The sequence below is a fragment of the Bosea sp. RAC05 genome, assembly GCF_001713455.1.
Classification (GTDB): domain Bacteria; phylum Pseudomonadota; class Alphaproteobacteria; order Rhizobiales; family Beijerinckiaceae; genus Allobosea.
Genome location: NZ_CP016464.1, coordinates 3444747 through 3467828, shown reverse-complemented (window position 1 = coordinate 3467828; position 23082 = coordinate 3444747). Strand labels below are relative to the sequence as shown.

Sequence of the window (23082 nt, the reverse complement as noted above, 5' to 3'; positions counted from 1 at the left end):
ACGCACATCCCGGTCGGGCGCGCCCCGACGGGCGCCGCCGCGATGATTGCAGCAGCTGCAACCTGGACTTGCAAGTCTTTATTAACCAAGCGCGCGCAGCCTCGGGATCGGATCCGGCTCAGCTTTCACCGTTCACCGACGAGGGGAGAGGCAGATGATCACGACGGACTTCATGCGCCAATTGGCGGGATATGGTCTGACGACGGCGACGATCCTGTACCACATGCCCGATCACCGCCATGTGCTGCAGAGTTATATCTGGCAGAACTACGATCTCGCGCCGCGCTTTCCGGTTCTGCACGACTTTCTCGATTTCTGGGCGCGCGAACTGGAGGGACCGCTGCATTCGGTGACGGTCGCTCATTCGCGGCTGATCCGCCCCGCCGAGATCGTCAACGTCAATGGCGTGCTGACCTTGCATTGAGCGCGCGCGTCGGCGCCGCTTGTTGCCGGCGCGCGCCGCGTGCTAGGCCGCTGGTCCTGCCACGGCCCGGCCCGGTCTCTTGTCATCACCCCTACGCACCTCCGGGATCCTGACGGCGCTGGCGGCGCTGCCGGGAGACCGCATCGCGGTCGGCTCGATCGTCGCGGCGCTAAAGGACCGCGCCTACGCGCTGCTCGTCGTGCTGCTCGGCCTGCCCAACTGCCTGCCGATGCCGCCGCCGATCCCGCTGGTCTGCGGGCTGGTCCTGATCTTCGTCGCCATTCAGATGCTGACCGGCCGCGTCATCCCCTGGCTGCCGCCGGCGCTGCTCTCGCGCAGCATCGGCAAGCCGGTGCTGACCCGGGCGGTGGACCGGGCGGTGCCGCTGCTGGTCCGGCTGGAGCGGATCTCGCGGCCGAGGCTGACGGTGCTGGGCAGCCGCTATGCCATCCCCGTGATCGGCCTCCTGATCCTGGTGCTGGCGCTCGGGCTCGTCGTTGCCGCCCCCTTCATCGGGCAGATCCCGCTCGGCCTCGCGGTCTGTCTGGTCGGGCTCGGCCTGGTCGAGCGCGACGGCCTGCTGATCCTCGCGGGAGCGGCGTTCGGCGCCGTCGGCCTCGTGCTGAGCGCCGGTTTCGCCTACGCGATCTTCAGCGGGATCCACGGGCTGTTCTTCTGACCCCGCTCGCACTGCGGGAGCGGCGCTTTTCCCTCAGGCGGCGGCCAGCACGGTGGCGAAGGGCTTCTCGCGGGTGAGGAGGGCGTCGATCTCGTCGGCCGGCACGCCCTTGGAGAACAGGAAACCCTGCAGCTCGTGGCAGCCGATGGCCTGCAGGAAGCGGTGCTGCTCGGCGGTCTCGACGCCCTCGGCGCAGACCCGCAGGCCGAGCGCGCGGCCGAGATGGGCGATCGAATGGACGAGGATCGCGGATTCGCCCGTCGTTTCCATGTATTCGAGGAAGGAGCGGTCGATCTTGATCTTGTCGAAGGCAAAGCGGCGCAGATAGATCAGGCTCGAATAGCCGGTGCCGAAATCGTCCAGCGCCAGGCAAACCCCATGGGCGCGCAGGTCCATCATCGCGGCCTCGGCGGCATCGGCATCGTCGACGACCACGCCTTCGGTCAGTTCGAGCTCGAGCCGGCTGGGATCGAAGCCCGTCTCGTCGAGCACGCGGATGACGTTGGCGACGAAGTCCTTGTGGCGGAACTGGATCGGCGAGACGTTGACGGCGAGGCGGATGCCGTCCCAGCGCTTCGCCTCCTTGCAGGCCTGACGCAGAACCCATTCGCTCAGCGGCACGATCAGGCCGCGCTCCTCGGCGATGCCGATGAATTCGGAGGGCGGCACCATGCCGTGCTCGGGGTGGTTCCAGCGCACCAGCGCCTCGACGCCGACGATGGTGGCGCCGTCGACGGAAACCTGTGGCTGGTAATGCAGCAGCAGCTCGTCGTTCTCGATGGCGCGGCGCAGATCCTCCTCGACCATGCGCTTGAGCGCCAGCGTGCGGTTCATCTGCGCCTCGAAGAAGGAGTAGCGGTTGCGACCGCCGTTCTTCGACTGGTAGAGCGCGGTGTCGGCCAGCCGCAGCAGGGCTTCGCGGTCCGTGGCGTCCTCGGGGGCGAGTGCGATGCCGATCGAGCAGCCGATCGTCGTCGCCACGCCCATGATGATGAAGGGCTCGGTGAGGGCCTCCAGAATGCGCTCGCCCAGCGCGGCGCAGCCGGCCGGGAAGCTGGCATGCGTCTGGATGATGCCGAATTCGTCGCCGCCGATGCGCGCGACGGTGTCGCCGCTCCTGACCACGCGCGAGAGCCGCTGGGCGACCTGCCGGATCAGCTCGTCGCCGGCGGTGTGGCCATAGGTGTCATTGACCGCCTTGAAGCGATCGAGGTCGATCAGCAGCACCGCCAGGCCCTTGCCGGTCCGGCCGAGATGGGCGAGTTCCTGGTCCAGCCTGAGGTCGAAGGTGCGCCGGTTCGGCAGCAGCGACAGCTCGTCCTGTCCGGCAAGGCGCTGGATCTGGCTTTCGCGGAGCGCGATCTGCTGGGCCGCGCCGCGCAGCCTCTGCACGACGAAGGCGAAGATGCAGCCGAAGAGAAGGCCAACGCCCGCCAGCGCCCAGACGAACTGGCGCAGCATCGCGTCGCCCGGCCGCTCGGGCGTCCAGCTCAGCCAGGCGCGGACGCCGCCGTCGGGCGCGGGGATCGCGCGCCGAGACAGCGGATCGGCCGGCATCTCGCTGACGATGCGGATGTTGGCGACCCGGTAGCGGTGCGACAGTTCGGCGAGCATGGTCGAGGTGACGCGGCGGTAGCCGACGATCTTGAGCGGCCCCAGCAGTTGCACCAGAGAGCCCTGGCGCGCCGGGACATCCATCACCATCACGCTGACGGTGTCGAAGCCGTCATGGGTCATCGACCAGGCCGTCATGCCCGGTCCGCCGCGCATGTCGGGGAGCCTGCGCAGGGCCGGCGCCGTCTTCGAGCCACCCGGCAGAGCGGGGCTGAAATGCTTCAGCCCGTCATAGCCGACCTGGCCCGACGGGCTGTCGCCCTCGATGCCGGCGAAGACGATGCCGGAAGCGGAGACGATATAGGCTCCGTCGAATTCAAGGAAGCGGCTGCCGAGGCGCATCAGCGCGGCCTGCATGGCCGCCAGCGGATCGGGTCCCGCGAAGGGCGTCTGCAGGTCACCGGCGGCGGCGAGGCTCTGGAAGCGCAGCTCGCGCAGGCGAACCTGGCTCTCGATGGCGGCATCGATCCGGTCGCGCTGGCGCTCGGCCTCGAGGCGGTTGGCGTCGCTGGTGATTGCGAGCACGACGGCGACGGCGGCGGCGATCACCATCGCGAAGGCGCAGCCCAGCGTCGCGACCGAACTCTTCAGCATCCGGGCGGATGCGTCGGCGTTGGTCAGTTTCCCCACGGAAGGCGACGACATCAGAGGTCCTGGAGCGGCCAAGTTGAGCCGAACCTTCGCAGGGATATCTTGATATCCCGTTGACGTATCTGAGCATCGTCGAGCTATCTGCGAGGCTCTTTCTCAATCCTTCTTGGGTTCGTAGGGCGGTCTGGGGATCGCGGTGTGCGCCGCGCGCAGGGCCGCCGACCAGCGCTCGCGCAGATCGTGGAAATAGGGCTCGCCGGCCTCGATGCGGCGGGTCAGCTCGGGTTCGTCCGCATCGCGCCGCATGACCATGAGGTCGATCGGCAGGCCGACGCCGAGATTGGAGCGCATCGTCGAGTCCATCGAGATCAACCCGACCTTGAGCGCGTCGTAGAGATGGGTCCTGTAGGTGATGGCGCGGTCGAGGATCGGCTTGCCGTATTTGTGCTCGCCGATCTGCAGGAAGGGCGCATCCATGCCGCATTCGATGAAGTTGCCGGCGCCATAGATCATGAACAGCCGCATCGGCTGTCCCCTGATCTGCCCGCCGAACAGCATCGTGACGTCGAATTTCACGCCGGCTTCCTTCAGCGCCGGGCCGTCCTCGGCCCGGACATGGCGGATGGCGCGGCCGACGAGCTGGGCGGCCCGGAACATCGAGGTCACGCCCTGCAGGGTGTCGCTCTCGCCGGTTTCGGGATTGGGCAGGCCCTCGTGCAGCAGGCTGACCACGGACTGCGTGACCGAGAGGTTGCCGGCGGTCATCAGCCCGAAGGTGCGGTCGCCCGGCCAGGAGAAGACATGCAGCTTGCGGAAGGTCGAGATGTCGTCGAGCCCCGCATTGGTGCGGGTATCGGCGATCATGACGAGCCCGTCCTGAACGAGGATTCCGGCGCAATAGGTCAAGGGATCGATCCTGGTCTGGCGAAAGCGGGTGGCGCTGTCGTCGCACATCGCCGGGCGCCCCGCCAGCCATGCCGCTGCGGCCGGGGGCGCGGTCCCGGGGGGCGGAACGGCTACTGGTTCGCGGCGCGCCCGTCGGCGTTGCGGGCGCTGACGCGCACGGCGAGCGCCTCGCCGTCGCCGCCCTTGCGCGCCCCGCGCACGGGTGCCGCATCCGCGAAATCGAGCCCGGCGGCGACGCGGACATGGGTGTCGATCGGGCACAGGCCGTTGGCGGGGTCGAAGCCGATCCAGCCATAGTCGTCGAGATGGACCTCGGCCCAGGCATGGGCGCCGTTGGCATGGGGCAGGGTGTCGGACTGGGCGACATAGCCGGAGACGTAGCGGGCCGGGACGTCGAGATGGCGCGCGCAGGTCATGAAGACATGGGCCATGTCCTGCGGGATGCTCTCCCCGGCGGCGAAGGCGGCCGCGGCGCCGAGGCCGGTGCGCTGCCCAGTCTCGATGCAGGGCAGGGTCTCGTGCAGCGCCTCCATCAGCGCATGCATCTTCGACAGCGGCGTTTCGGCGGCGCGGGTGACGTCCTCCGCGAAGGCGGTGAGCGCCGCATCGGGCATCGTCAGCAATGTGTCGCGGCGGAAGACCTCGACCGGCACGCGCTCGGTGACGCCGCGGACGATGCCGGCGAGATCGGTGGTCTCGATCAGCCCCTCGACCTGGATCGCCATGTCGGCGATCGGTCCGTCGGCCGAGAAGGTGTGGACGATGTTGCCGAAGGGGTCCTGCGTCGCGCGCAGTCGCCCGTCGATGGTCGGCTCGATGCGCCAGGACATGACGTGCTGGCCGTCATGGTCGCGCGGGGTCAGCCGCAGGATCTGCGTGATATGCCGCGCCGGCTCGGCATAGACGTAGCTGATCGCGTGAGAAATCCTGATCCGCATCGTTCCGCGTTCAATCTAAATATCTGCTGACGTTTGTGATGTATCTCATAGCTGAAGTCAGGCGGCCTAACCATAGGCTGCTATTGACGGAAGCGCCCCTTCTCGCACCAGAATCTTACTTGGGCGCCATTCTGCTGAGCAAATAGGCGCTGTGTCAGCCAGCAGTTTTCTTGATTGTAGGGATTTTTCTCATCTGCATCGAATGTTGCTATGTGAGCGCGCATTGAACTGTCTGCAGGTGAGTTTCTATACAACGTGTAAACGTCGCTGGCTAATGTCGGCGTTGATACCGAGATGAACAGGGACGTAATGTATAGGGTCACTGCAGGTACTGCTCGAAAATGGTGCCGCCGAGCCGGTTGTTCTCGGTGATGAAGTCCTCGATGAACTCGTGCAGCCCGTGCTGGAAGACGTCGTCGATGCTGGTGCTCGAGAGATTGGCGAGCGTCTTGCGCGCCTGCCGCTGGGCCGGGCCCTGGCGGCCATAGGAATCGCCGAGCAGGTCGAGGAAGCGCGAGATGTTCTCGTAGCAGGCGGCCAGCGAGCGCGGCATGCGCCGGTTGAGGATCAGAAGGTCGGCGATCAGCAGCGGCTTCACGGCCTCGCGATAGACCCAGTGATAGGCGGTGAGCGCCGAGACCTCGCGCAGCACGGTGGTCCACTGGAAATAGTCGAGCGACCCGCCGACCTGCTCGTTGGCCGGCAGCAGCACATGGTATTTCACGTCGAGAATGCGGGCGGTGTTGTCGGCCCGCTCGACATAGACGCCGAGCCGCGAGAACCAGTAGCCGTCGTCGCGCAGCATGGTGCGGTAGGCCGAGCCGTCGAAGACGAGCGAGACGTTCTTCACCCAGTCGAGGAAGCGGGCGAACTCCTCGCGGTCCATGCGCTTCTTCTCGAAGCGCTGCAGCTCGAGCCAGGCGCCGTTGAGCGCATCCCACATCTCCGAGGTCAGCGCCGTGCGGACCCCGCGCGCATTGGAGCGGGCGAGCGCCAGGCAGTTGCGGATCGAGGAGGGGTTGTCGGGGTTGAAGGTCAGGAAGTCGCAGACATTGCGCTCATTGGCCTCGCCATAGGCCTTGGCGAAGGCCTCGTCGCAGCCGGCGGTGGCGACCGCGCTCTGCCACTCGCTGCCGGCGCCGCCATAGGAGGAGGGCAGGTTGGACAGCCGCATCGTCGCGTCGAGGATGCGGGCGAGGTATTCCGCCCGCTCGACGTAGCGGGAGACCCAGTAGAGGCTGTCGGCGGTGCGCGAGAGCATAGTCAGATCGGGCCTTTTGGCGACGAGGCGGGAGGGGTCGACAGATCGTTGGAACAGGGAGCCGGTGCCGAGATCAGGCATCGAGCACCCAGGTATCCTTGGTGCCGCCGCCCTGGCTGGAGTTGACGACGAGGGAGCCTTCCTTGAGGGCGACGCGGGTCAGGCCGCCCGGCACGCAGGAGATGCCGTTAGCGCCCGACAGCACATAGGGCCGCAGATCGACATGGCGCGGCGCCACGCCCGACGCCACGAAGGTCGGGCAGGTGGAGAGCGCCAGCGTCGGCTGGGCGATGAAACCCTCCGGCTGGGCCTTGAGCTTGCGGCGGAAGGTTTCGAGCTGAGCCTTGTTGGCGTGGGGGCCGACGAGCATGCCGTAGCCGCCCGAGCCGTTGACCTCCTTGACGACCAGCTGCTCGAGATTGTCGAGCACATAGGCGTTGGCTTCGGGCTCGCGGCAGCGCCAGGTCGGTACGTTCTTCAGGATCGGCTCCTCGCCGGTGAAGAACTTCACGATCTCGGGCATGTAGCTGTAGACCGCCTTGTCGTCGGCGACGCCGGTGCCGACCGCGTTGGCGAGCGTGACGTTGCCGGCCTTGTAGGCGCCGATCAGCCCGGGCACGCCGAGCACCGAGTCGCTGCGGAAGACGAGCGGGTCGATGAATTCGTCGTCGATGCGCCGGTAGATCACGTCGACGCGCTTGGGACCCTGCGTGGTCCGCATATAGACCACGTCGTCCTTGACCAGCAGGTCCGAGCCCTCGACCAGCTCGACGCCGAGCTTGTCGGCGAGGAAGGAGTGCTCGTAGAAGGCCGAGTTGTACTGGCCGGGCGTCAGCAGGCAGATGTTGGGGTCGGCGGAGGAGGAGCGCGGCGCGACCGAGCGCAGCGTCGCCAGCAGCTGGTCGGGATAGTTGTCGACCGGCGCGACGCGATGCGTGGCGAAGAGCTCCGGGAAGAGCCGCAGCATCACCTCGCGGTTCTCCATCATGTAGGAGACGCCGGACGGGGTGCGGGCATTGTCCTCCAGCACGTAGAAGGTGTCGGCATCGACGCGGACGATGTCGATGCCGGCGATGTGGCAGTAGATGCCGTGCGGCACCTGGAAATCGACCATCTCGAGCTGGTAGCAGGCGTTGCGATAGACCAGATCGGCCGGGATGATGCCGGCCTTGATGCATTCCCTGGGGCCGTAGACATCGGCCAGGAACATGTTGAGTGCGGTGACGCGCTGGCGCAGGCCGGCCTCGAGCTTGGTCCATTCCGGCTTGGTCAGCACGCGCGGAATGATGTCGAAGGGAATCAGGCGCTCGGTCGATTCCTCGTCGCCATAGACGGCGAAGGTGATTCCGATGCGTCGGAAGAAGAGTTCGGCCTGGCTGCGCCGCAGCGCCAGCATCTCCGGCGGCGCTTCCTTCAGCCAGCGGTCCAGTGCCGTATAGGCCTGCCGGACATCGCCCTCCGTCCCCGTCATCTCATCGAACGCGACCATGCAGGCGTCTTTCCCCCGTTTGGTCCAGCCTATGCCTATTCACGCGCGTTCGGAAAGGGGGCTGATGCCAAGCCCTTCGGCTGAGCTGCCCATTTCGTAGGCGGCTCCGGACGGGGGCGCTTCAGATCAGCCCCAGCCCGCGGAAGCTCGCATGGCCGTCGCGGCCGACGATGACGTGGTCGTGGATCGCGATGCCCAAGGGCTTTGCGATATCAACGAGTTCGCGGGTCATCTTGACGTCGGCGGCCGAGGGCGTCGGGTCGCCCGAGGGGTGGTTGTGGACCAGGATGATCGCCGAGGCGGAGAGTTCGAGGGCGCGCCTCACGACCTCGCGCGGGTAGACCGGTGTGTGGTCGACCGTGCCGGTCTGCTGCACCTCGTCGGCGATGACGGCGTTCTTCTTGTCGAGGAAGAGCAGACGGAACTGCTCGCGCTCGGCAAAGGCCATGGTCGTGCGGCAGTAGTCGAGCACCGCCGACCAGGAGGACAGCACGGTGCGCCGCGTGACGGCGCCCCTGGCCATGCGCTGCAGGGCCGCCTCGACCACCTTCAGATCGAGCGCGACGCCCTCGCCGATGCCCTTGACCTCGGTCAGCCGCGCCGCCGGCGCGCCGAGCACCTCGGCGAAGGAGCCGAAGCGCGCGATCAGCTCCTTGGCGAGCGGCTTGACGTCGCGCTGCGGGATCGAGCGGAAGAGCAGCAGTTCGAGCAGTTCGTAGTCGGGCAGGGTGTCGGCGCCCGCCTCCTGGAAGCGGGTGCGCAGCCGCTCGCGATGGCCGAGGTAATGCGGCTCCTGGTTGTGTTCTCCGTCGGCATTCTTTCTTTTTGACACGTTTCGCAGCGTCTGATTTGATCGTTGGAAAGCACAATCCGGAGGGATTGAGATGGTCGTGAAGCTCTCACTATCACAGTTGCTTGCCCAAGCCGAAGCCGGGACGCTGACAGCCGAAGCCGCCGGACGCTACTTCCTGCCGGACGTTTCGGCCGGCACGCCGTTCGAGCCGGCGGTCCGGTTTAATCCGAAGACCGTCAATGTGACCGCGCTGCGGGGCTCGGCCAGTGTTCTGGCGTCCGCACTGGCGCGAGACATTGGTCGCAGCTCCGCGGCCCTGCGCCACGCCGTGCCTGGCCCGTTCTTCGCGCGAAAGGCCGTTACGAGCGGCGAGGCGATCGCTGCGGCCGAGGCTGGCGCCACCATTCTCGCCGAGGGCGATTCCTGGTTCGATCTTCCCTTCATCTATCCGCGAACGCTGGTCGATTTCCTGGGAGAGCGGCATGCGGTCGTCACGCTGGCGCAATGGGGCGACACGCTCGAAGGCATGATTGCCGCCAAGCAGTTCGTGAAGCCGTTGCGAACCAAGGCCTTCAAGCATTTCCTGTTTTCGGGCGGTGGCAACGACATCGTCGGCGGCGGCAAACTCGAGCTCTTCCTGAGGCAATTCGATGTCGGCCACGCCCTTCCCAGCGACGCGCCGTGGTACATCAACGACCTGTTCGTGGACGCGCTCGACCGCGTCATGGGGCACTATCGGGCGTTGCTGAAGATCGTCGTGCGCGAGTCGCCGAAGACGAAGTTGGTCATACACGGCTATGACTATGTGATCCCGCAGCAGAACGGACACTGGCTCGGGAATGCGATGACCTTTCGCGGGCTTGATCCGGTCCACAAGGCTCCGCTGTGCAAGGCCGTGATCAAGGTGATGATCGATGCCTTCAACAGTCGGCTGAAGCAGTTTGCCGACGGGTCCAACGGTGCCGTCATCTACGTCGATCTCCGGAAGTCGGCCCATGCCGACGAGTGGTTCGACGAACTGCATGCGCGCGATAACGCGACCAAGCGTTTCGCCGCTGCCTTCGAGCAGGCGATCAGTTCCTGAGGTCGGCCCGGTTTAGCCGGCGGCCAGCGGGTTGTCCCGTCCCGACGGCGAGAGCGTGAAGATCTCGCAGCCGGTCTCGGTCACGCCGATCGTGTGCTCGAACTGGGCCGAGAGCGAGCGGTCCCGCGTCACCGCGGTCCAACCGTCGGAGAGCACCTTCACCCCCGCCTTGCCGAGATTGATCATCGGCTCGATGGTGAAGATCATCCCGGGCTTCAGCTGCGGGCCTTCGCCCGGCGAGCCGTAATGCAGGATGTTGGGGGCGTCGTGGAAATTGCGGCCGACGCCGTGGCCGCAGAAATCCCTGACCACCGAGCAGCGCTCGGCCTCGGCATAGCGCTGGATGGCGAAGCCGATATCGCCGGTGGTGGCGCCGGCGCGCACCGCCTTGATGCCGCGCATGAGGCTCTCATAGGTGATCTCGACCAGGCGCTCGGCCTTCCGCGAGATCGCGCCGACGCCGTACATCCGGCTCGAATCGCCGTGCCAGCCATCGACGATCAGCGTGTAGTCGATGTTCAGGATGTCGCCGTCGCGCAGCGGCTTGTCGTCGGGAATGCCATGGCAGACGACATGGTTGATCGAGGTGCAGATCGACTTGGTGTAGCCGCGGTAGAACAGAGTGGCGGGATAGGCGCCATTGTCGCGCGCGAACTGGAAGGCGAGGTCGTCGAGACGCTGGGTGGTGACGCCGGGCTTGACGTAGGAGCCGAGCATGTCGAGGCCCTCGGCCGTCAGACGGCCGGCCTTGTGCATGGCCGCGAAGGCGTCCGCGCCGTGAATCTTGATGGCCGGCTCGCGGTGCCGCGACCGGCCCAGTGTCTCGTCAAAGGTCATGTTCGCCGGACAACTCCTCGCCGGGCCTATCTATTGCGTTTGGCGGACGGCGCAAGGCGGCTCGGCCCTGCGTGCCGTCGTCTTCACGTCGCTTTGACCCTCGGCGTGTCGCGCCGGCTGGCGTCACAGGCCCCGCGCGTGTATCAGGCGGCAGCATGGCCAGCATCGATCATTCACAGGCGGAGGACAAGCCTTACGGCGCCTTCGCACCGCCGCGCGGCTTGTCGCGCCTCATCGCCTGGACGCGCTGTGCGTCCGACAGCTTCTTCGGCCGCAAGTTCGCCTATGCCCTGCGCCGGCTCGGCCTGCGTTCGCTCGCCGGGCGCCCGGTCGACATCGAGTCGCTGGGCGCGCGCATGCGGCTCTATCCGGACGGCAATGTCTGCGAGAAGCGGGTCCTGTTCACCCCGCAGTATTTCGACCCCGTCGAGCGCGAGATCCTGGCCTCGCGCCTGCGTGACGGTTTCCGCTTCATCGATATCGGCGCCAATATCGGGGCGTATTCGCTCTTCGTGGCGGCCAAGGCCGGGCCGAGCGCCCGCATCGTCGCGGTCGAGCCCCAGCCCGAGGTCTTCGCGCGGCTGGCCTTCAACATCGCGCAGAACCCGTTCGGCACGGTCAAGGCGGTGGCCTGCGCGCTCGCCGACAAGCCGGGCGAGCTGACGCTGTTTATCGACCCGACCAATCGCGGCGAATCGAGCGTGCGCATCCTGCGTTCGAGCGCCGGCAGCACGGTGCGGGTTCCTGCGATGACGCTGCTCGCGCTGGTCCAGAACGAGGGCTATGAGCGTCTCGACGCGATCAAGCTCGATGTCGAGGGCGCGGAGGATCTGATCCTCGAACCCTTCCTGCGCGACGCGCCGCAGAGCCTCTGGCCGGGGCTGATCGTCATCGAGGATTCGCGCCAGCGCTGGCAGAGCGACCTCGCCGCTTTGCTGGAGCGCAGCGGCTATACCCTGCGCGCGCAGACGCGGCTCAATCTCGTCTTCGAGCGCCCGCATACGCCGGCCGAAGAGGCTGTCATCGGCGGCTGAGGGCGCGGCGAAGGCGCCGCTTGAGCCGGCGCCGGCAAAGCCCTAGCAGTAGCGGCGCCAGGAGGCGGAGCGCGCCTCGCGCCGCAGCCAGGAGCTGGAACGACCATGAGCGAGACCACCTCTTCCCCGGCCAGCGTGACGGCCGCGATCCTGGTCATCGGCGACGAGATCCTGTCGGGCCGGACCAAGGACAAGAACATCGGCTACATCGCCGAGTATCTGACCAATATCGGCATCGAGCTGCGCGAGGTCCGGGTTGTGCCGGACGTGCAGGAGGAGATCGTCGCGGCGCTGAACGCGCTGCGCGCGCGCTACACCTACATCTTCACCACCGGCGGCATCGGCCCCACCCATGACGACATCACCGCCGATTCGGTGGCGGCTGCCTTCGGCGTCTCGATCGACCACGACCCGCGCGCCATCGCGATGCTGGCCGAGCGCTTCCCGCCCGACCAGCTCAACGAGGCGCGGCTGCGGATGGCGCGGATTCCCGCCGGGGCCGATCTCATCGCCAATTCGGTGTCGAAGGCGCCAGGCTTCACCATCGGCAATGTCTATGTGATGGCGGGCGTGCCCTCGATCATGCAGGCCATGCTCGACGTCGTCGCGCCGACGCTGAAGACCGGGGTGAAGATCCTGTCCGACACGGTCCGCGCCGGTCTGCGCGAGGGCGATATCGGCACGGCGCTGGCCGAGGTCGCCAAGGCTCATCCGGACGTCTCGATCGGCTCCTATCCGTTCTTCTCGGAGACCGGGCCGGACACCAATGTCGTGGTGCGCTCGCGCGATCCCGTCGCGCTGGCGACCGCCATGGAGGCCGTGAAGGCGATGATCGCAGCCGAGCAGGCGAAGCTGAGCGCCTGACGCAAGGGCTTTTGCGGGGACGAGCGGTGCGTGGCCTCTTGCCAGCGGCGCGCCGATAGGGTTTTGCCACGGGCTGAAGGGCAATTCGCCCCGCACCGATCCGGAGCCTCCGCGCCATGGCCGAGCCGACCTCCAACAAGGCTTTCCCCGTTTCCTGGGACCAGTTCCACCGCGATGCCCGGGCGCTCGCCTGGCGGCTGGCGGAGAAGGGGCCTTTCGAGGCGATCGTCTGCATCACCCGTGGCGGGCTGGTGCCGGCGGCGATCATCTGCCGGGAACTCGGCCTGCGCCTGATCGAGACGGTCTGCGTCGCCAGCTATCACGACTACAAGAACCAGACCGAGCTCAAGGTCCTCAAGGACGTCGCCCCTCGATCAAGGCGATCGGCGACGGCCGGGGCCGGGGCGTGCTCGTCGTCGACGACCTCACCGACACCGGCAAAACCGCCCGCGTCGTGCGGGAGATGCTGCCGAACGCGCATTTCGCCACGGTCTACGCCAAGCCCGCCGGCGTGCCCACCGTCGACACCTTCGTCACCGAGGTCAGCCAGGACACCTGGATCTATTTTCCCTGGGATATGGGGCTGGCTTATGTCGAGCCCATCGCCAAGGATCACAAGGGCTGAGGATCACACGGGCTGAGGGCGGGCCGGCCGCCACCGTCACGAGGAGATCGCGATGAGCGACGCAGCGACGGAGCGGCCCAACCGCATTCCCTGGCCACCCTTGTTCTATGGCGGGGCGATCCTGATCGCGATGGCGCTGCAGAGGCTGCTGCCGCTGCCGTATCCTGCGCCCGACGGCGCGCTTGCGGGCTGGCTCGGCCCCCTGGGCTGGGCGCTGCTGGCGGTCGGCGCCGGCTTCGACCTCTCCGCGATGGCGACGATGGCAAGGGCGCGGGCCAACATCCTGCCGCATCGCGCCGCGACTGCGCTGGTCGAGAGCGGGCCCTTCGCGATCAGCCGCAACCCGATCTATCTCGGCAACACCCTGATGATGGTCGGGGCCGGCCTCGGCTTCGGCAATCTCTGGCTGATCGTGACTGGGTTCGTCGCCGCGGCCCTGGTCCTGAAGCTCGCCATCGCGCGCGAGGAGCGCCATCTCGAGGCGCTGTTCGGCCCGGCCTGGCTGGCCTATCGCGGCCGGGTGCGCCGCTGGATCGGCCGGCACTGACGCGTCTGCCTTATCGCGCCCGCAGCGCCACGCTCATGCCGGCGATCACCAGCACCATGCCGGCGACCTCGATGGGGGAGGGATATTCGCCGAGCAGCAGGATCGCTGCGAGCGCGGTGACGACCGGGTTGAGCGGCAGGAACAGCGTCGCGCGCCCGGCGCCCAGCAGCTCGACCGATTTGGTGTAGAGAAACAGCGCGCCGACGCCGACCAGCGCGCCCTGATAGAGCGCCTGCAGCGCGATCGCCGACCAGGCGACCTCGCCGAGCCGGATCGGCATGGTCGCCGCGAACACCGGCAGGATCAGCAGCGAGAGCAGGCAGGTCGCGATGGTGACGTCGATCGCGTCCGTCCGCCAGCGCAGCGCCAGAAGCCCGAAGACCGACCACATCACCGCGTTGGTGACGAAGAAGAGATCGCCGATCCAGGCGCCGGCCCCCGCGCCCGATTCCCCGAAGGCCTGCCAGCCGAAGGCACCGATGCCGGCCAGCACCAGCGCGAGGCCGAGCAGCCGCAGCGGCCCCGGTCTCTCGCCCAGCACGAGGAAGGCCAGCGCCACCGTCATCACGGGGATCAGGCCGGGGACGATGACCGAGGCGTGCAGCGCCGGGGCGAAGGTCGCGCCGCCGACGAGGACAAGGGCATAGGGTGCGCCGGCCAGCGCGGTCAGGATCAGCGCGCGCCGCCAGCCGAGCGCGCCGACCGGAAAGGGCCGCATCCGCCGCCGCGCGAGCGGCAGAAGGATGAGCGACGCCACGACGAAGCGCAGGATGGTGACGTCGGCCGCGCTCAGCCCATCCGCCACCGACTGGCGCGAGACCACGGACTGCACGCCCCAGATCAGGCTCGTCAGCAGGCCGCAGCCGATGCCGAGCCAGAGGCGTCGGCGCGCCAGGGCGGCCGGAGCGGGAGAGGCGAGGTCTGACACGAGGGGCTTTCGCAAGGCACGGGGCCGGAGAACGGCTCCGGCTGTGCCGGCTCCTATGCGGGCGCGGTCGCCGCCGGGCAAGGGGCGCCAGCAGTGACGCAACCCTGCGCCCGGCGCGGTCTACCCCGCCAGGAAGCGCCCGGCCGCGCCGTGCAGCACCTCGATCCCGAGCGCCAGATCCTCGTCCTTCGTGTCCTCGGTCCAGTGATGCGAGATGCCGCCGATCGAGGGCACGAACAGCATCGAGGCCGGCATGGTGCGGGCGATGACCTGCGCATCATGGCCGGCGCCGGACGGCATGGTCTGCCAGGCGCCGGGCGCGACGGCTTCGGCGGCCTCGGAAAGGGCCTGCATCATGGCGGGGTCGCAGAGCGCCGGCACCGCCTTCGAGACGGAGGAGAGCGTGATCCTGCAGCGCTCGCGACGGTTGGCCTCCTGCACCAGCGACCTGAGCCCCGCCTCCAGCCGCTCCAGCACCGCCACCGAGACGTCGCGGAACTGGAACAGGATTTCGGCGCGGCCGGGGATGATGTTGGGGGCGTCGGGCTCGAGCCGGAAGCGGCCGGTGGTCCAGGTCGTGCGCTCGCCGACGAGACGTGGGAACTCGGCGTCGATCGCCGCGAGCAGCCTGACCGCGCTCAAGCCCGCATCCTTCCGCTCGGCCATGGTGGTGCCGCCGGCATGGTCCTGCTGGCCCTCGACGACGATGCGCCACTGCCAGATCGCGACGATCCCGGTGACGACGCCGAGCCGCAGGCCCGCCTCTTCGAGCTGCGTGCCCTGCTCGATATGCATCTCGTAATAGCCCTTGTAGCGGCCGATCTCGAGCTGCCGGCGCGGCAGGCCCTCGAGTCCGGCGGCGCGCAGGGCCTCGCGCAGCGGCGTGCCGTCGGTGCGATTGCGGGCGCCGTCGATCGCCTCTTCGGTGAGATCGCCGATCATCGAGCGGCTGCCGGGCAGGCTGAGGCTGAAATGACCCTCCTCATCAGCGAAGGCGCAGACATCGACGGGCAGGCCTGCCCGAGCGAGAGCGACGCCGGCGACGACGCCGAGCGCGCCGTCGAGCCAGCCGGCCTCGTTCTGCGATTCGATATGGCTGCCGACGAGCAGATGCGGGCCGGGGCCGGGATGGCGGCCATAGACATTGCCGATGCCGTCGATCGAGGCCTCCAGCCCGCATTCGGTCAGCTTGGCCATCAGCCAGCGGCGGGCTTCCATGTCCTGGGGCGAATAGGTCGGGCGATGGACCCCGGACTTGAAGGTGCCGATGGCGCGCAGCTCGTAGAGATCACGCAGGAAGGCTTCGGTGTCGACGGCAGACATGGCGGGCTCGCTTTCGGGCAGGCGGGGCGGCGAGGGGTGTTTCAGGCTCAGGCGGGCGGTTGCTGGCAGACCGCGCCGGCGAAATCGGCGACGGTCGAGACCCAGCCGAAGAAGGTCTCGATGTTGTAGAGCGCGGCCTTCTGGGCGAAGTCCGGCCCGGCGGCATGGGTGGCATCTTCCAGCACGACGCTGAAATATTCGAGATGGAAGGCGTCGCGCAGCGAGGATTCGACGCAGACATTGGTGGCAATGCCGGTGAAGACCAGATTGCGGATGCCGCGTGCCCGCAGCAGGCTGTCGATGTTGGTGTTGAAGAAGACGCTGTAGCGCGGCTTGGGCACGATGAGATCGCCCGGCTGCGGCGTCAGCGCATCGACGATGGCATAGTCCCAGCCGCCCTTGGCCAGCAGCTTGCCGTCGAGTTCGGGCTTGCGGCGCATCGTCTTCAGCGCGTTCGACTTGTGCCAGTTCGGCGAGCCCGGGCCGCCCGCCTCGCGATACTCAGCGTCCCAGCCGTTCTGCAGGAAGATCACGGGGATGCCGGCGCGGCGGGCCGCGTCCGCCGCCAGCGCGACCTGCCGGACCACGGCGGGCGTGCCGGCGATGTCGAAGCCGGCGAGGTCGATGTAGCCACCCGCCGAGGCATAGGCGTTCTGCATGTCGACGACGATCAGCGCGGTGCGGCCGGGATCGAGACGCAGCGGCTCGGGCCGGGCCGGCAGGACGATCGAGGCGGCAGTCGTGTCAGGCTCGGGCAGACCTGCGGCGGACAAGGCGTGCATCGGCATCTCCGGCAAGGCATGGACGGGGCGCGGGCGAGCATCGCATGCCGGGCGGGACCGGCAAGACGGGCGGGCGTTGCCAGCAAGAGCCATGCCGTGCCGCCTTGCGCGCCCGTGCGGTTCCGGCCTGAAACGGGCCGGTCTGAAATTTGCCTCGGCCGATTCCGGGAGGATGAGCGATGAATGACGGGGTCGAGAGCGCGATCGGGGACGAAGCGGCGCTGGCCGCGCGGCTGCTGGCCGAGATCGCCCAGGCCCGGGGCGATGCGCGCGAGGACCCCTTCGGCAACCCGGTCCTGCGCGTGACGCTGTGGCTGACGCGGCGGATGGACCGTGGCGAGCTCGACGTCGAGGCGGCCTGCGCGCTGGTGCGGCAGCTGGGGCGGGAGGCGCTGCGCCAGCGCGCCGGGCGGCTGGCGGCCTATGTCGGGCTCGACGGCGATGGCGAGGCCGCCTTCGCCGCGCTCGCCGGAATGCTCTCGGGCGCTGCGTGCGGCGCGCCGGATCCGGTGGCCGCCTATCGCGAGGCCGTCGAGCGGCTGCGCTTCGCGGCCGTCTTCACGGCCCATCCGACCTTCGGCATGAGCCGCAGGCTCGCCCATGCGCTCGCCGCGCAGGCCAGCGGGGAGGCGGGCGGCGAGGCGGTGATCGGCGATGCCGCGCTGTCCTTCCGGCCCGATGGGCGGATCACGCTGCAGGACGAGTTCGAGCAGGCGCGCTATGCCGTGCGCCACGCCCGCGACGCGATCGACCGCCTGAACGCCGCGCTGCTGCGGGCTGCGCAGGGGCTCGCGCCCGAGCGCTGGCACGAACTGGCGCCGTGCCCGGTCATCCTCGCCTCCTGGGTCGGCTGCGACACCGACGGGCGCACCGATATCGGCTGGTGGGACACGCTGCGCTACCGGCTGGAATCGAAGCAGGGCCAGTTCGCGCGCATCCTGGAGAAGCTGCCGGCCGTGCCGGCAACCGCCGCCGTGCGCGAGCTGGTCGGCACGGCGCTGGCGGCGGTCGAGCGGCAGCTGGCGCTGGCGCCGCCGATCACGACTCAGCCGGCCCTGCCGGCGCTGCAGACCTTCGCGCTGGCGCTGGTCAACGAGCGCGAGGCGGCGCTGCCCGAAGCATCGCGCCTGATCGCGGCGCTGGACGAGGCCATCGCGCTGTCTGGCGACGACGACACGACGATGGCGCTCTGCCTGGTCAGGGCCGGCTGCGTCGCCCATGGCGTCTCGATCGCGCTGCCGCATTTCCGGCTCAACGCCTCGCAGCTCCACAACGCCATGCGCGGCGTGATCCCGCTCGACGAGGAGCCGACGCAGCCGGCGCAGCGACGCGCCTTTCTCTCGGCGGTGAACGGTTTGTTGGCGAAAGTCGCGCCGATCGCGGTTGATTTCGGCGCGCTGGCGGCCGAGCGCGCCTCGGCGACGCGCATGCTGATGACGATCGCGCAGATCGTGAAGCATGTGGATGGCACGAAGGCGGTGCGGTTTCTCGTGGCCGAGACCGAGACCGGCTACACGCTGCTCTGCGCGCTCTGGCTCGCCAGCCGCTTCGGCATCGCCGACCGCGTCGAGATCTCGCCGCTGTTCGAGACGGAAGACGCGCTGGAGCAGGGGCCGCGCATCATCGACGAGGCGCTGCGCAGCCCGCATTTCCGCGCCTATCTCAAGCGCCATGGCCGCTTCTGCGTGCAGTTCGGCTATTCCGATTCCGGCCGCTATATCGGGCAGGTCGCGGCGACCTTCTGGATCGAGCGGCTGCGCATCCGCATCTGCGAGCTGCTGCGCCGCTACGACCTCGCCGAGGTCGAGCTCGTCATCTTCGACACCCATGGCGAATCCGCCGGGCGCGGCGCCCATCCGGGCAGCCTCGCCGACCGGCTGGCCTATCTCGAACCCGCCTGGGCGCGCGCGGCCTTCGCCAGGGCCGGCCTGCGCTCGGTGCGCGAAACCAGCTTCCAGGGCAGCGACGGCTATCTGATGTTCGGCACGCCGCTGCTGGCGGCGGCGACCGTCGGGCGCATCGCGGAAGCGGTGCTGGTGCCCGTGGCGGAGGAGGTCGCCGATCCGATCTATGACGAGCCCGACTTCGCCAGCGAGTTCTTCCAGACCGTGCGCGAGGAAATGACGGCGCTGGTCGACGACCCCGGCTATGCCGCGCTGATCGGCACCTTCGGCCCCTCGCTGCTCGACAAGACCGGCTCGCGCCCCGCCGCGCGCCAGAGCGATGCCGGCGGGCCGACGCGTATCCGCCATCCGCGCGAGCTGCGCGCGATCCCCAACAACGCGATCCTGCAGCAGCTCGGCTGGCTCGCCAACAGCGTCCACGGCATCGGCCAGGCGGCGGCGCGCGCGCCCGATCTGTTCAACGCGATGCGCGAGCGCTCCGACCGCTTCGACCGGGCCTATCGCCTGGCGGAGCATGCGCTCGCCGCCAGCGACCTCGACGTGCTGCGCGCCTATCTTGACTCGCTCGACCCCGGCAGCTGGTTCGACCGGGCGCGGCGCACCGTGCGCGAGGGCCGGCGAGACGAGCTGCTCGCGGTCGGCGAGGCGCTGTCGCGGCTCGATCTCGCGCCTTCGCTGCGCAGCCTGTTCTGGCGGTTGTCCTCGGACGCGCTGAAGCTGCGGACGGCTGCGACCGATGTGCCGGAGATGCCGGCGCGGCTGGTGGCGCTGCATGCGCTGCGGCTGGCGGCGATGCACGGCATCTGGCTGCGCGCCAGCCATATCCCGGATTTCCGGCCCCATGCCGGCATCACCCGCGAGGTGCTGGTCGAGCGGCTGCTGCGGCTCGACGTGCCGGCCTGCCTGGCGCTGCTCGCCGACATCTTCCCGCTGCGACCCGACCCGACCATCGGGCTCGATTTCGGCGAGCCGCCGGGCCCGCGCGAGACCGGCACCTATGAGGCGCTGCACCGCGACGTGATCGCGCCGATGCAGGGCCTGTTCGAGCTGCTGCGCGAGATCTCCGGCGCGATCCAGCACGAGATCGGCGCCTTCGGATAGGGATTCAGATCTGGCTGCATCCGTCATTGCGAGGAGCGTCGCGACGAAGCAATCCAGGGGGACGTCGAGCGCTGCGGGGGCTGGATTGCTTCGCTTTCGCTCGCAATGACGGCGAGTGCGGTCTTCGATCGTCGTTGCATCCTCAGGATATCGGCTTACCTAGGCTGAGAGGAAACGCCAGCCGGGAGCCGAGCCAAGCATGGCCGACACCGAACGACACCTGCCCGTCTTCGATGCGGCGGGCGCACGGATCACCCTGTTCCAGGCCCTGCTGCAGGCGGTTTCGCGCCATGGCAAGGGCTGCGTCGCAGTCGAGGATGCCGAGCGAAAGCCGCTCAGCTATGGCAACCTCGTGCTCGGCGCGCTCGTGCTCGGGCGCAAGCTCGCGGGCTACACGCAGCCGAAGGAGCATGTCGGCGTGCTGCTGCCGAATGTGCAGGCGCTCGCGGTGACGCTGTTTGGGCTGTCGGCCTTCGGCCGCGTGCCGGCGCTTCTGAACTTCACCGCCGGCGTCAAGAATCTGCGGGCGGCCGGCGAACTCGCCGAGCTGAAGACGATCGTCACCTCGCGGCGCTTCGTCGACCAGGCCAAGCTCGAGGACGAGCTGGAGGCGCTCGGTGAGAACAGGCGGGTCGTCTATCTCGAAGACGTCCGCAAGGAGATCACCAGCCTCGACAAGGCGCTGGGCGCGCTGTCGAGCCTCGTGCCGGGCTTCGTGCATCGCGTTTACGCGGCCGCGCCCGACGAGGCGGCGGTGATCCTGTTCACCTCGGGGACCGAGGGCAAGCCGAAGGGCGTGGTGCTGAGCCACGCCAATCTGGTGTCCAATGCGCGCCAGATCTTCGCGCTGGCCGCGGGCTTCCTGTCCGAGCGCGACATCGTCATGAACCCGCTGCCGGCCTTCCACTCCTTCGGGCTGACGGCGGGCATGCTGATGCCGCTGCTGTCGGGCATGAAGGTCGTGCTCTATCCGAGCCCGCTGCACTACAAGCAGGTGCCGAAGCTGATCGGCGAGACCGGCTGCACCTTCCTGTTCGCGACCGACACGTTTTTGCAGGGTTACGCCCGCGCTGCGGACCCCGACGACCTCAAGAGCGTGCGCTATGTCGTGGCCGGGGCCGAGCGTGTGAAGCCGGAGACGCGGCGGATGTGGGAGCCCTACGGCACCACGATCCTCGAAGGCTATGGCTGCACCGAATGCTCGCCGGTGCTCGCCTGCAACACGCCGGTGGCGATGCGCGAGGGCAGCGTCGGGCGGCTGCTGCCGGGCATCGAGGCGCGGCTGGAGCCGGTCGAAGGCATCCATGAGGGCGGCAAGCTCTGCGTGCGCGGCCCCAACATCATGGCCGGCTATCTCAGCGCCGACCGGCCGGGCGTGCTCGTGCCGCCCGAGGGCGGCTGGCACGACACCGGCGACATCGTCACGCTCGACGACGGCTTCGTCGTCATCAAGGGCCGGGCCAAGCGCTTCGCCAAGCTGGGCGGCGAGATGGTCTCGCTGGCGGCGGTCGAATCGATGGTGTCCGGCCTCTGGCCGGACTGCAACCATGTCGTCGTGGCGCTGCCCGATGCCCGCAAGGGCGAGCAGCTCGTGCTCGTCACCGAGAAGCCCAACGCCGAGCGCAGCGTGCTGCAGGAGACGGCGAAGGCGCAGGGCTTCCCGGAGCTCTGGGTGCCGCGCGCCATCCTGGTGACGAACTCGATTCCCGTGCTCGGCAGCGGCAAGATCGACTATGGCGCCACGCTCGAATTGGCGCGCTCGCGGCGCTCGCTGCTGTAAAGCCACAATCGTGATGATGGTGCGGCGCATGATTCTGATCAGTTCCGCTGCGCCGTTGCTGGCGGCCCTGCGCGCCGCATCCCTCGCGCCGCTGCTGTTTCTCGCGCCGGCCGATCTCGCGGCGCAGGAGCGCGGGGCGGTCTATGAGCGCCGCGACGAGTGCATCGCCGGCGGCATCCTGACGGCAGAGCAATGCGAATTCGCCTATCGCAACGCGCGCGCCGAATTCGAGCAGAAGGCGCCGCGCTACGCCTCGCGGGCGCTGTGCGAGCGCAGCCACAAGCGCTGCGGCGCGCAGATGGTCGCGACCGGCGGCTGGGAGAGCTTCGGCAAGGGCGGCGCGACCTATGTGCCGCGCTTCACCGGGGTGCGGGTCACCGGGGAGGGCGCCGCGCGGCGCGCCTGGCCGGTGATCGAGGGCGGTGGGCGGCCGCCTTTCGCCGGGCGTACCGTCACCGAGCTGCAGGACAAGGTTGCCGGGCGCCAGGGCACGATCGGGCTCGCGGCGTCGCGCGGCCACGGGCCGGGCGGGAGCGGCCAGCACGGCAGCGCGCCTTATGTGAAGCGCGGTGACCGCGACGACACGGTGCGCGTGCCGATGCAGCAGAAGCCGATCGGCTCCAACGTCGCGCCCGGCCTCTATGTCGATCCCGATGGCGTCGAATGGTACAAGCCGGCGCGGCGGAACTGAGCCTCCGGCCCAAGCCGCCTGCCAGGGTTCCTGCCGAGGCGCTTGCGCCCCGCGCCCGCGGCGGCTACCGCTCTGCCTCAGGCGGACGTGGCGAAACTGGTAGACGCAAGAGACTTAAAATCTCTCAGCCGCAAGGCTATGCGGGTTCGATCCCCGCCGTCCGCACCAAGGGTTCCGTCGTCGGGTCAGCGCCCGGCCTGTTTCCCGAACACCACCGTCAGATTGTTCGCGGGCATCTCGATCACCTCCGGCGCGCCGAAACCGGCCGCCACCGCCAGCGCCTTGACCTCGCCGAGGTCGCGCAGGCCCCAGGCCGGGTCGCGCTCGCGCAGGCTTTCGTCGAAGGCGGCGTTGCCGGGCTCGAGCGGGCGGCCGGGGCGGCGGAAGGGGCCGTAGAGGATCAGCTGCGCGCCGGCCGGAAGCAGCGCGCCCGCGCCACGGAAGAGCCCCTGCGTGGCCGCCCAGGGCGCGATGTGGATCATGTTGATGCAGAGGATCGCGGCCGGCGTCTCGCCGGGCGGCAGGGTCGCGGGCCAGACGGGATCGGCGGCGTCGATCCGCAGCGGCGGCAGGACGTTGGTCGCGCCCGCCTGCGCGGTCCAGGCGGCGATGCTGGCCAGCGCCTCTCGCGCCGGGTCGCTCGGCCGGAAGGTGAGGGCCGGCAGGGCCTGCGCGAAATGGACGATGTGCTCGCCCGAGCCGCTGGCGATCTCGAGGACGAGGCCGCTGTCGGGCAGAAGCGGGCGCAGCGTGTCGCGGATCGCGTCGCGGTTGCGCGCCACCGCCGGGGCATGCAGGCGGCGGTCGGCCTCGGCCGGGGCGGCGGCAGGATCCCAGGGACTCGGCCTCGTCTGCGTCATCGCATGCCCTTCTCAAAAAAATCGGTG

20 protein-coding genes, 1 tRNA gene and 1 pseudogene are annotated in these 23082 nt (G+C 68.7%); 11 read left to right on the top strand and 11 right to left on the bottom strand.

Annotated features, from left to right (window positions below; translation table 11 throughout):
- Window positions 1–154: 154 nt before the first annotated feature.
- Together BSY19_RS19905 and BSY19_RS19900 are read left to right on the top strand one after the other, a co-directional pair.
- Window positions 155–424 carry an usg protein gene (locus tag BSY19_RS19905; RefSeq protein WP_069055650.1) on the top strand — a complete coding sequence of 90 codons (270 nt, stop codon included), beginning with the start codon at window positions 155–157 and terminating at the stop codon, window positions 422–424.
- Between the two features lie 79 nt (window positions 425–503).
- Complete coding sequence (locus tag BSY19_RS19900; protein WP_069055649.1) at window positions 504–1103, top strand: exopolysaccharide biosynthesis protein; 600 nt, start codon at window positions 504–506, stop codon at window positions 1101–1103.
- A gap of 33 nt (window positions 1104–1136) precedes the next feature.
- Here the strand turns inward: BSY19_RS19900 and BSY19_RS19895 are convergent, their stop codons facing one another.
- The 6 genes from BSY19_RS19895 to radC all read right to left on the bottom strand — a co-directional run bounded on the left by BSY19_RS19895 (window position 1137) and on the right by radC (window position 8734).
- Window positions 1137–3362, bottom strand: coding sequence for a putative bifunctional diguanylate cyclase/phosphodiesterase (locus BSY19_RS19895; protein WP_083247721.1), 2226 nt, complete (start codon window positions 3360–3362; stop codon window positions 1137–1139).
- Between the two features lie 102 nt (window positions 3363–3464).
- The gene (locus tag BSY19_RS19890) at window positions 3465–4214 is read right to left on the bottom strand and encodes a proteasome-type protease (RefSeq protein WP_069057261.1); all 750 of its coding nucleotides are present in this window, start codon (window positions 4212–4214) and stop codon (window positions 3465–3467) included.
- A 110-nt stretch (window positions 4215–4324) separates the two neighbouring features.
- On the bottom strand, window positions 4325–5152 hold the full coding sequence (locus BSY19_RS19885; RefSeq protein ID WP_069055647.1) for a transglutaminase family protein: 828 nt from the start codon (window positions 5150–5152) through the stop codon (window positions 4325–4327).
- Window positions 5153–5471: 319 nt separating this feature from the next.
- On the bottom strand, window positions 5472–6413 hold the full coding sequence (locus tag BSY19_RS19880; RefSeq protein WP_069057260.1) for an alpha-E domain-containing protein: 942 nt from the start codon (window positions 6411–6413) through the stop codon (window positions 5472–5474).
- Between the two features lie 73 nt (window positions 6414–6486).
- Entirely contained in the window at window positions 6487–7902 is a 1416-nt protein-coding gene (locus BSY19_RS19875) for a circularly permuted type 2 ATP-grasp protein (RefSeq protein WP_069055646.1), read from the bottom strand.
- A 121-nt stretch (window positions 7903–8023) separates the two neighbouring features.
- Window positions 8024–8734: a RadC family protein gene (gene radC / locus BSY19_RS19870; protein WP_236840413.1), complete on the bottom strand. Its 711-nt coding sequence runs from the start codon at window positions 8732–8734 to the stop codon at window positions 8024–8026.
- Between the two features lie 52 nt (window positions 8735–8786).
- Between radC and BSY19_RS19865 the strand changes: the two genes are divergently transcribed.
- A complete protein-coding gene (locus tag BSY19_RS19865; protein ID WP_150129676.1) occupies window positions 8787–9779 on the top strand; it encodes a hypothetical protein in 993 nt (330 codons plus the stop codon).
- Between the two features lie 12 nt (window positions 9780–9791).
- Here BSY19_RS19865 and map read toward each other — a convergent pair whose 3' ends face one another.
- Window positions 9792–10616: a type I methionyl aminopeptidase gene (gene map, locus BSY19_RS19860; protein ID WP_069055643.1), complete on the bottom strand. Its 825-nt coding sequence runs from the start codon at window positions 10614–10616 to the stop codon at window positions 9792–9794.
- A gap of 155 nt (window positions 10617–10771) precedes the next feature.
- Between map and BSY19_RS19855 the strand changes: the two genes are divergently transcribed.
- From BSY19_RS19855 to BSY19_RS19840, 4 genes and pseudogenes are all read left to right on the top strand, one after another.
- Complete coding sequence (locus BSY19_RS19855) at window positions 10772–11650, top strand: FkbM family methyltransferase (protein ID WP_069055642.1); 879 nt, start codon at window positions 10772–10774, stop codon at window positions 11648–11650.
- 105 nt (window positions 11651–11755) lie between these two features.
- Complete coding sequence (locus BSY19_RS19850) at window positions 11756–12514, top strand: competence/damage-inducible protein A (RefSeq protein WP_069055641.1); 759 nt, start codon at window positions 11756–11758, stop codon at window positions 12512–12514.
- 116 nt (window positions 12515–12630) lie between these two features.
- Window positions 12631–13139 (top strand): annotated as a pseudogene (gene gpt / locus BSY19_RS19845) (xanthine phosphoribosyltransferase).
- A gap of 52 nt (window positions 13140–13191) precedes the next feature.
- On the top strand, window positions 13192–13686 hold the full coding sequence (locus BSY19_RS19840) for a methyltransferase family protein (protein WP_069055640.1): 495 nt from the start codon (window positions 13192–13194) through the stop codon (window positions 13684–13686).
- A gap of 10 nt (window positions 13687–13696) precedes the next feature.
- Here the strand turns inward: BSY19_RS19840 and BSY19_RS19835 are convergent, their stop codons facing one another.
- From BSY19_RS19835 to rutB, 3 genes are all read right to left on the bottom strand, one after another.
- Entirely contained in the window at window positions 13697–14614 is a 918-nt protein-coding gene (locus BSY19_RS19835) for a DMT family transporter (protein WP_069055639.1), read from the bottom strand.
- Window positions 14615–14734: 120 nt separating this feature from the next.
- On the bottom strand, window positions 14735–15937 hold the full coding sequence (locus tag BSY19_RS19830; protein WP_069055638.1) for a Zn-dependent hydrolase: 1203 nt from the start codon (window positions 15935–15937) through the stop codon (window positions 14735–14737).
- A gap of 47 nt (window positions 15938–15984) precedes the next feature.
- Window positions 15985–16719 carry a pyrimidine utilization protein B gene (gene rutB / locus BSY19_RS19825; RefSeq protein WP_069055637.1) on the bottom strand — a complete coding sequence of 245 codons (735 nt, stop codon included), beginning with the start codon at window positions 16717–16719 and terminating at the stop codon, window positions 15985–15987.
- Window positions 16720–16898: 179 nt separating this feature from the next.
- Here rutB and BSY19_RS19820 point away from each other — a divergent pair, with 179 nt between their 5' ends.
- The 4 genes from BSY19_RS19820 to BSY19_RS19805 all read left to right on the top strand — a co-directional run bounded on the left by BSY19_RS19820 (window position 16899) and on the right by BSY19_RS19805 (window position 22363).
- Window positions 16899–19724 (top strand): phosphoenolpyruvate carboxylase, encoded by a 2826-nt coding sequence (locus tag BSY19_RS19820; RefSeq protein ID WP_069055636.1) that lies wholly within the window; start codon window positions 16899–16901, stop codon window positions 19722–19724.
- A gap of 199 nt (window positions 19725–19923) precedes the next feature.
- Window positions 19924–21504 (top strand): AMP-binding protein, encoded by a 1581-nt coding sequence (locus tag BSY19_RS19815; protein WP_069055635.1) that lies wholly within the window; start codon window positions 19924–19926, stop codon window positions 21502–21504.
- 28 nt (window positions 21505–21532) lie between these two features.
- Complete coding sequence (locus tag BSY19_RS19810; RefSeq protein ID WP_069055634.1) at window positions 21533–22195, top strand: DUF1190 domain-containing protein; 663 nt, start codon at window positions 21533–21535, stop codon at window positions 22193–22195.
- 81 nt (window positions 22196–22276) lie between these two features.
- Window positions 22277–22363 (top strand) — tRNA-Leu (locus BSY19_RS19805).
- A gap of 17 nt (window positions 22364–22380) precedes the next feature.
- On the opposite strand, the gene BSY19_RS19800 is transcribed toward BSY19_RS19805, so the two are convergent.
- Window positions 22381–23055: a DUF938 domain-containing protein gene (locus tag BSY19_RS19800; RefSeq protein ID WP_069055633.1), complete on the bottom strand. Its 675-nt coding sequence runs from the start codon at window positions 23053–23055 to the stop codon at window positions 22381–22383.
- Between the last annotated feature and the right edge of the window lie 27 nt (window positions 23056–23082).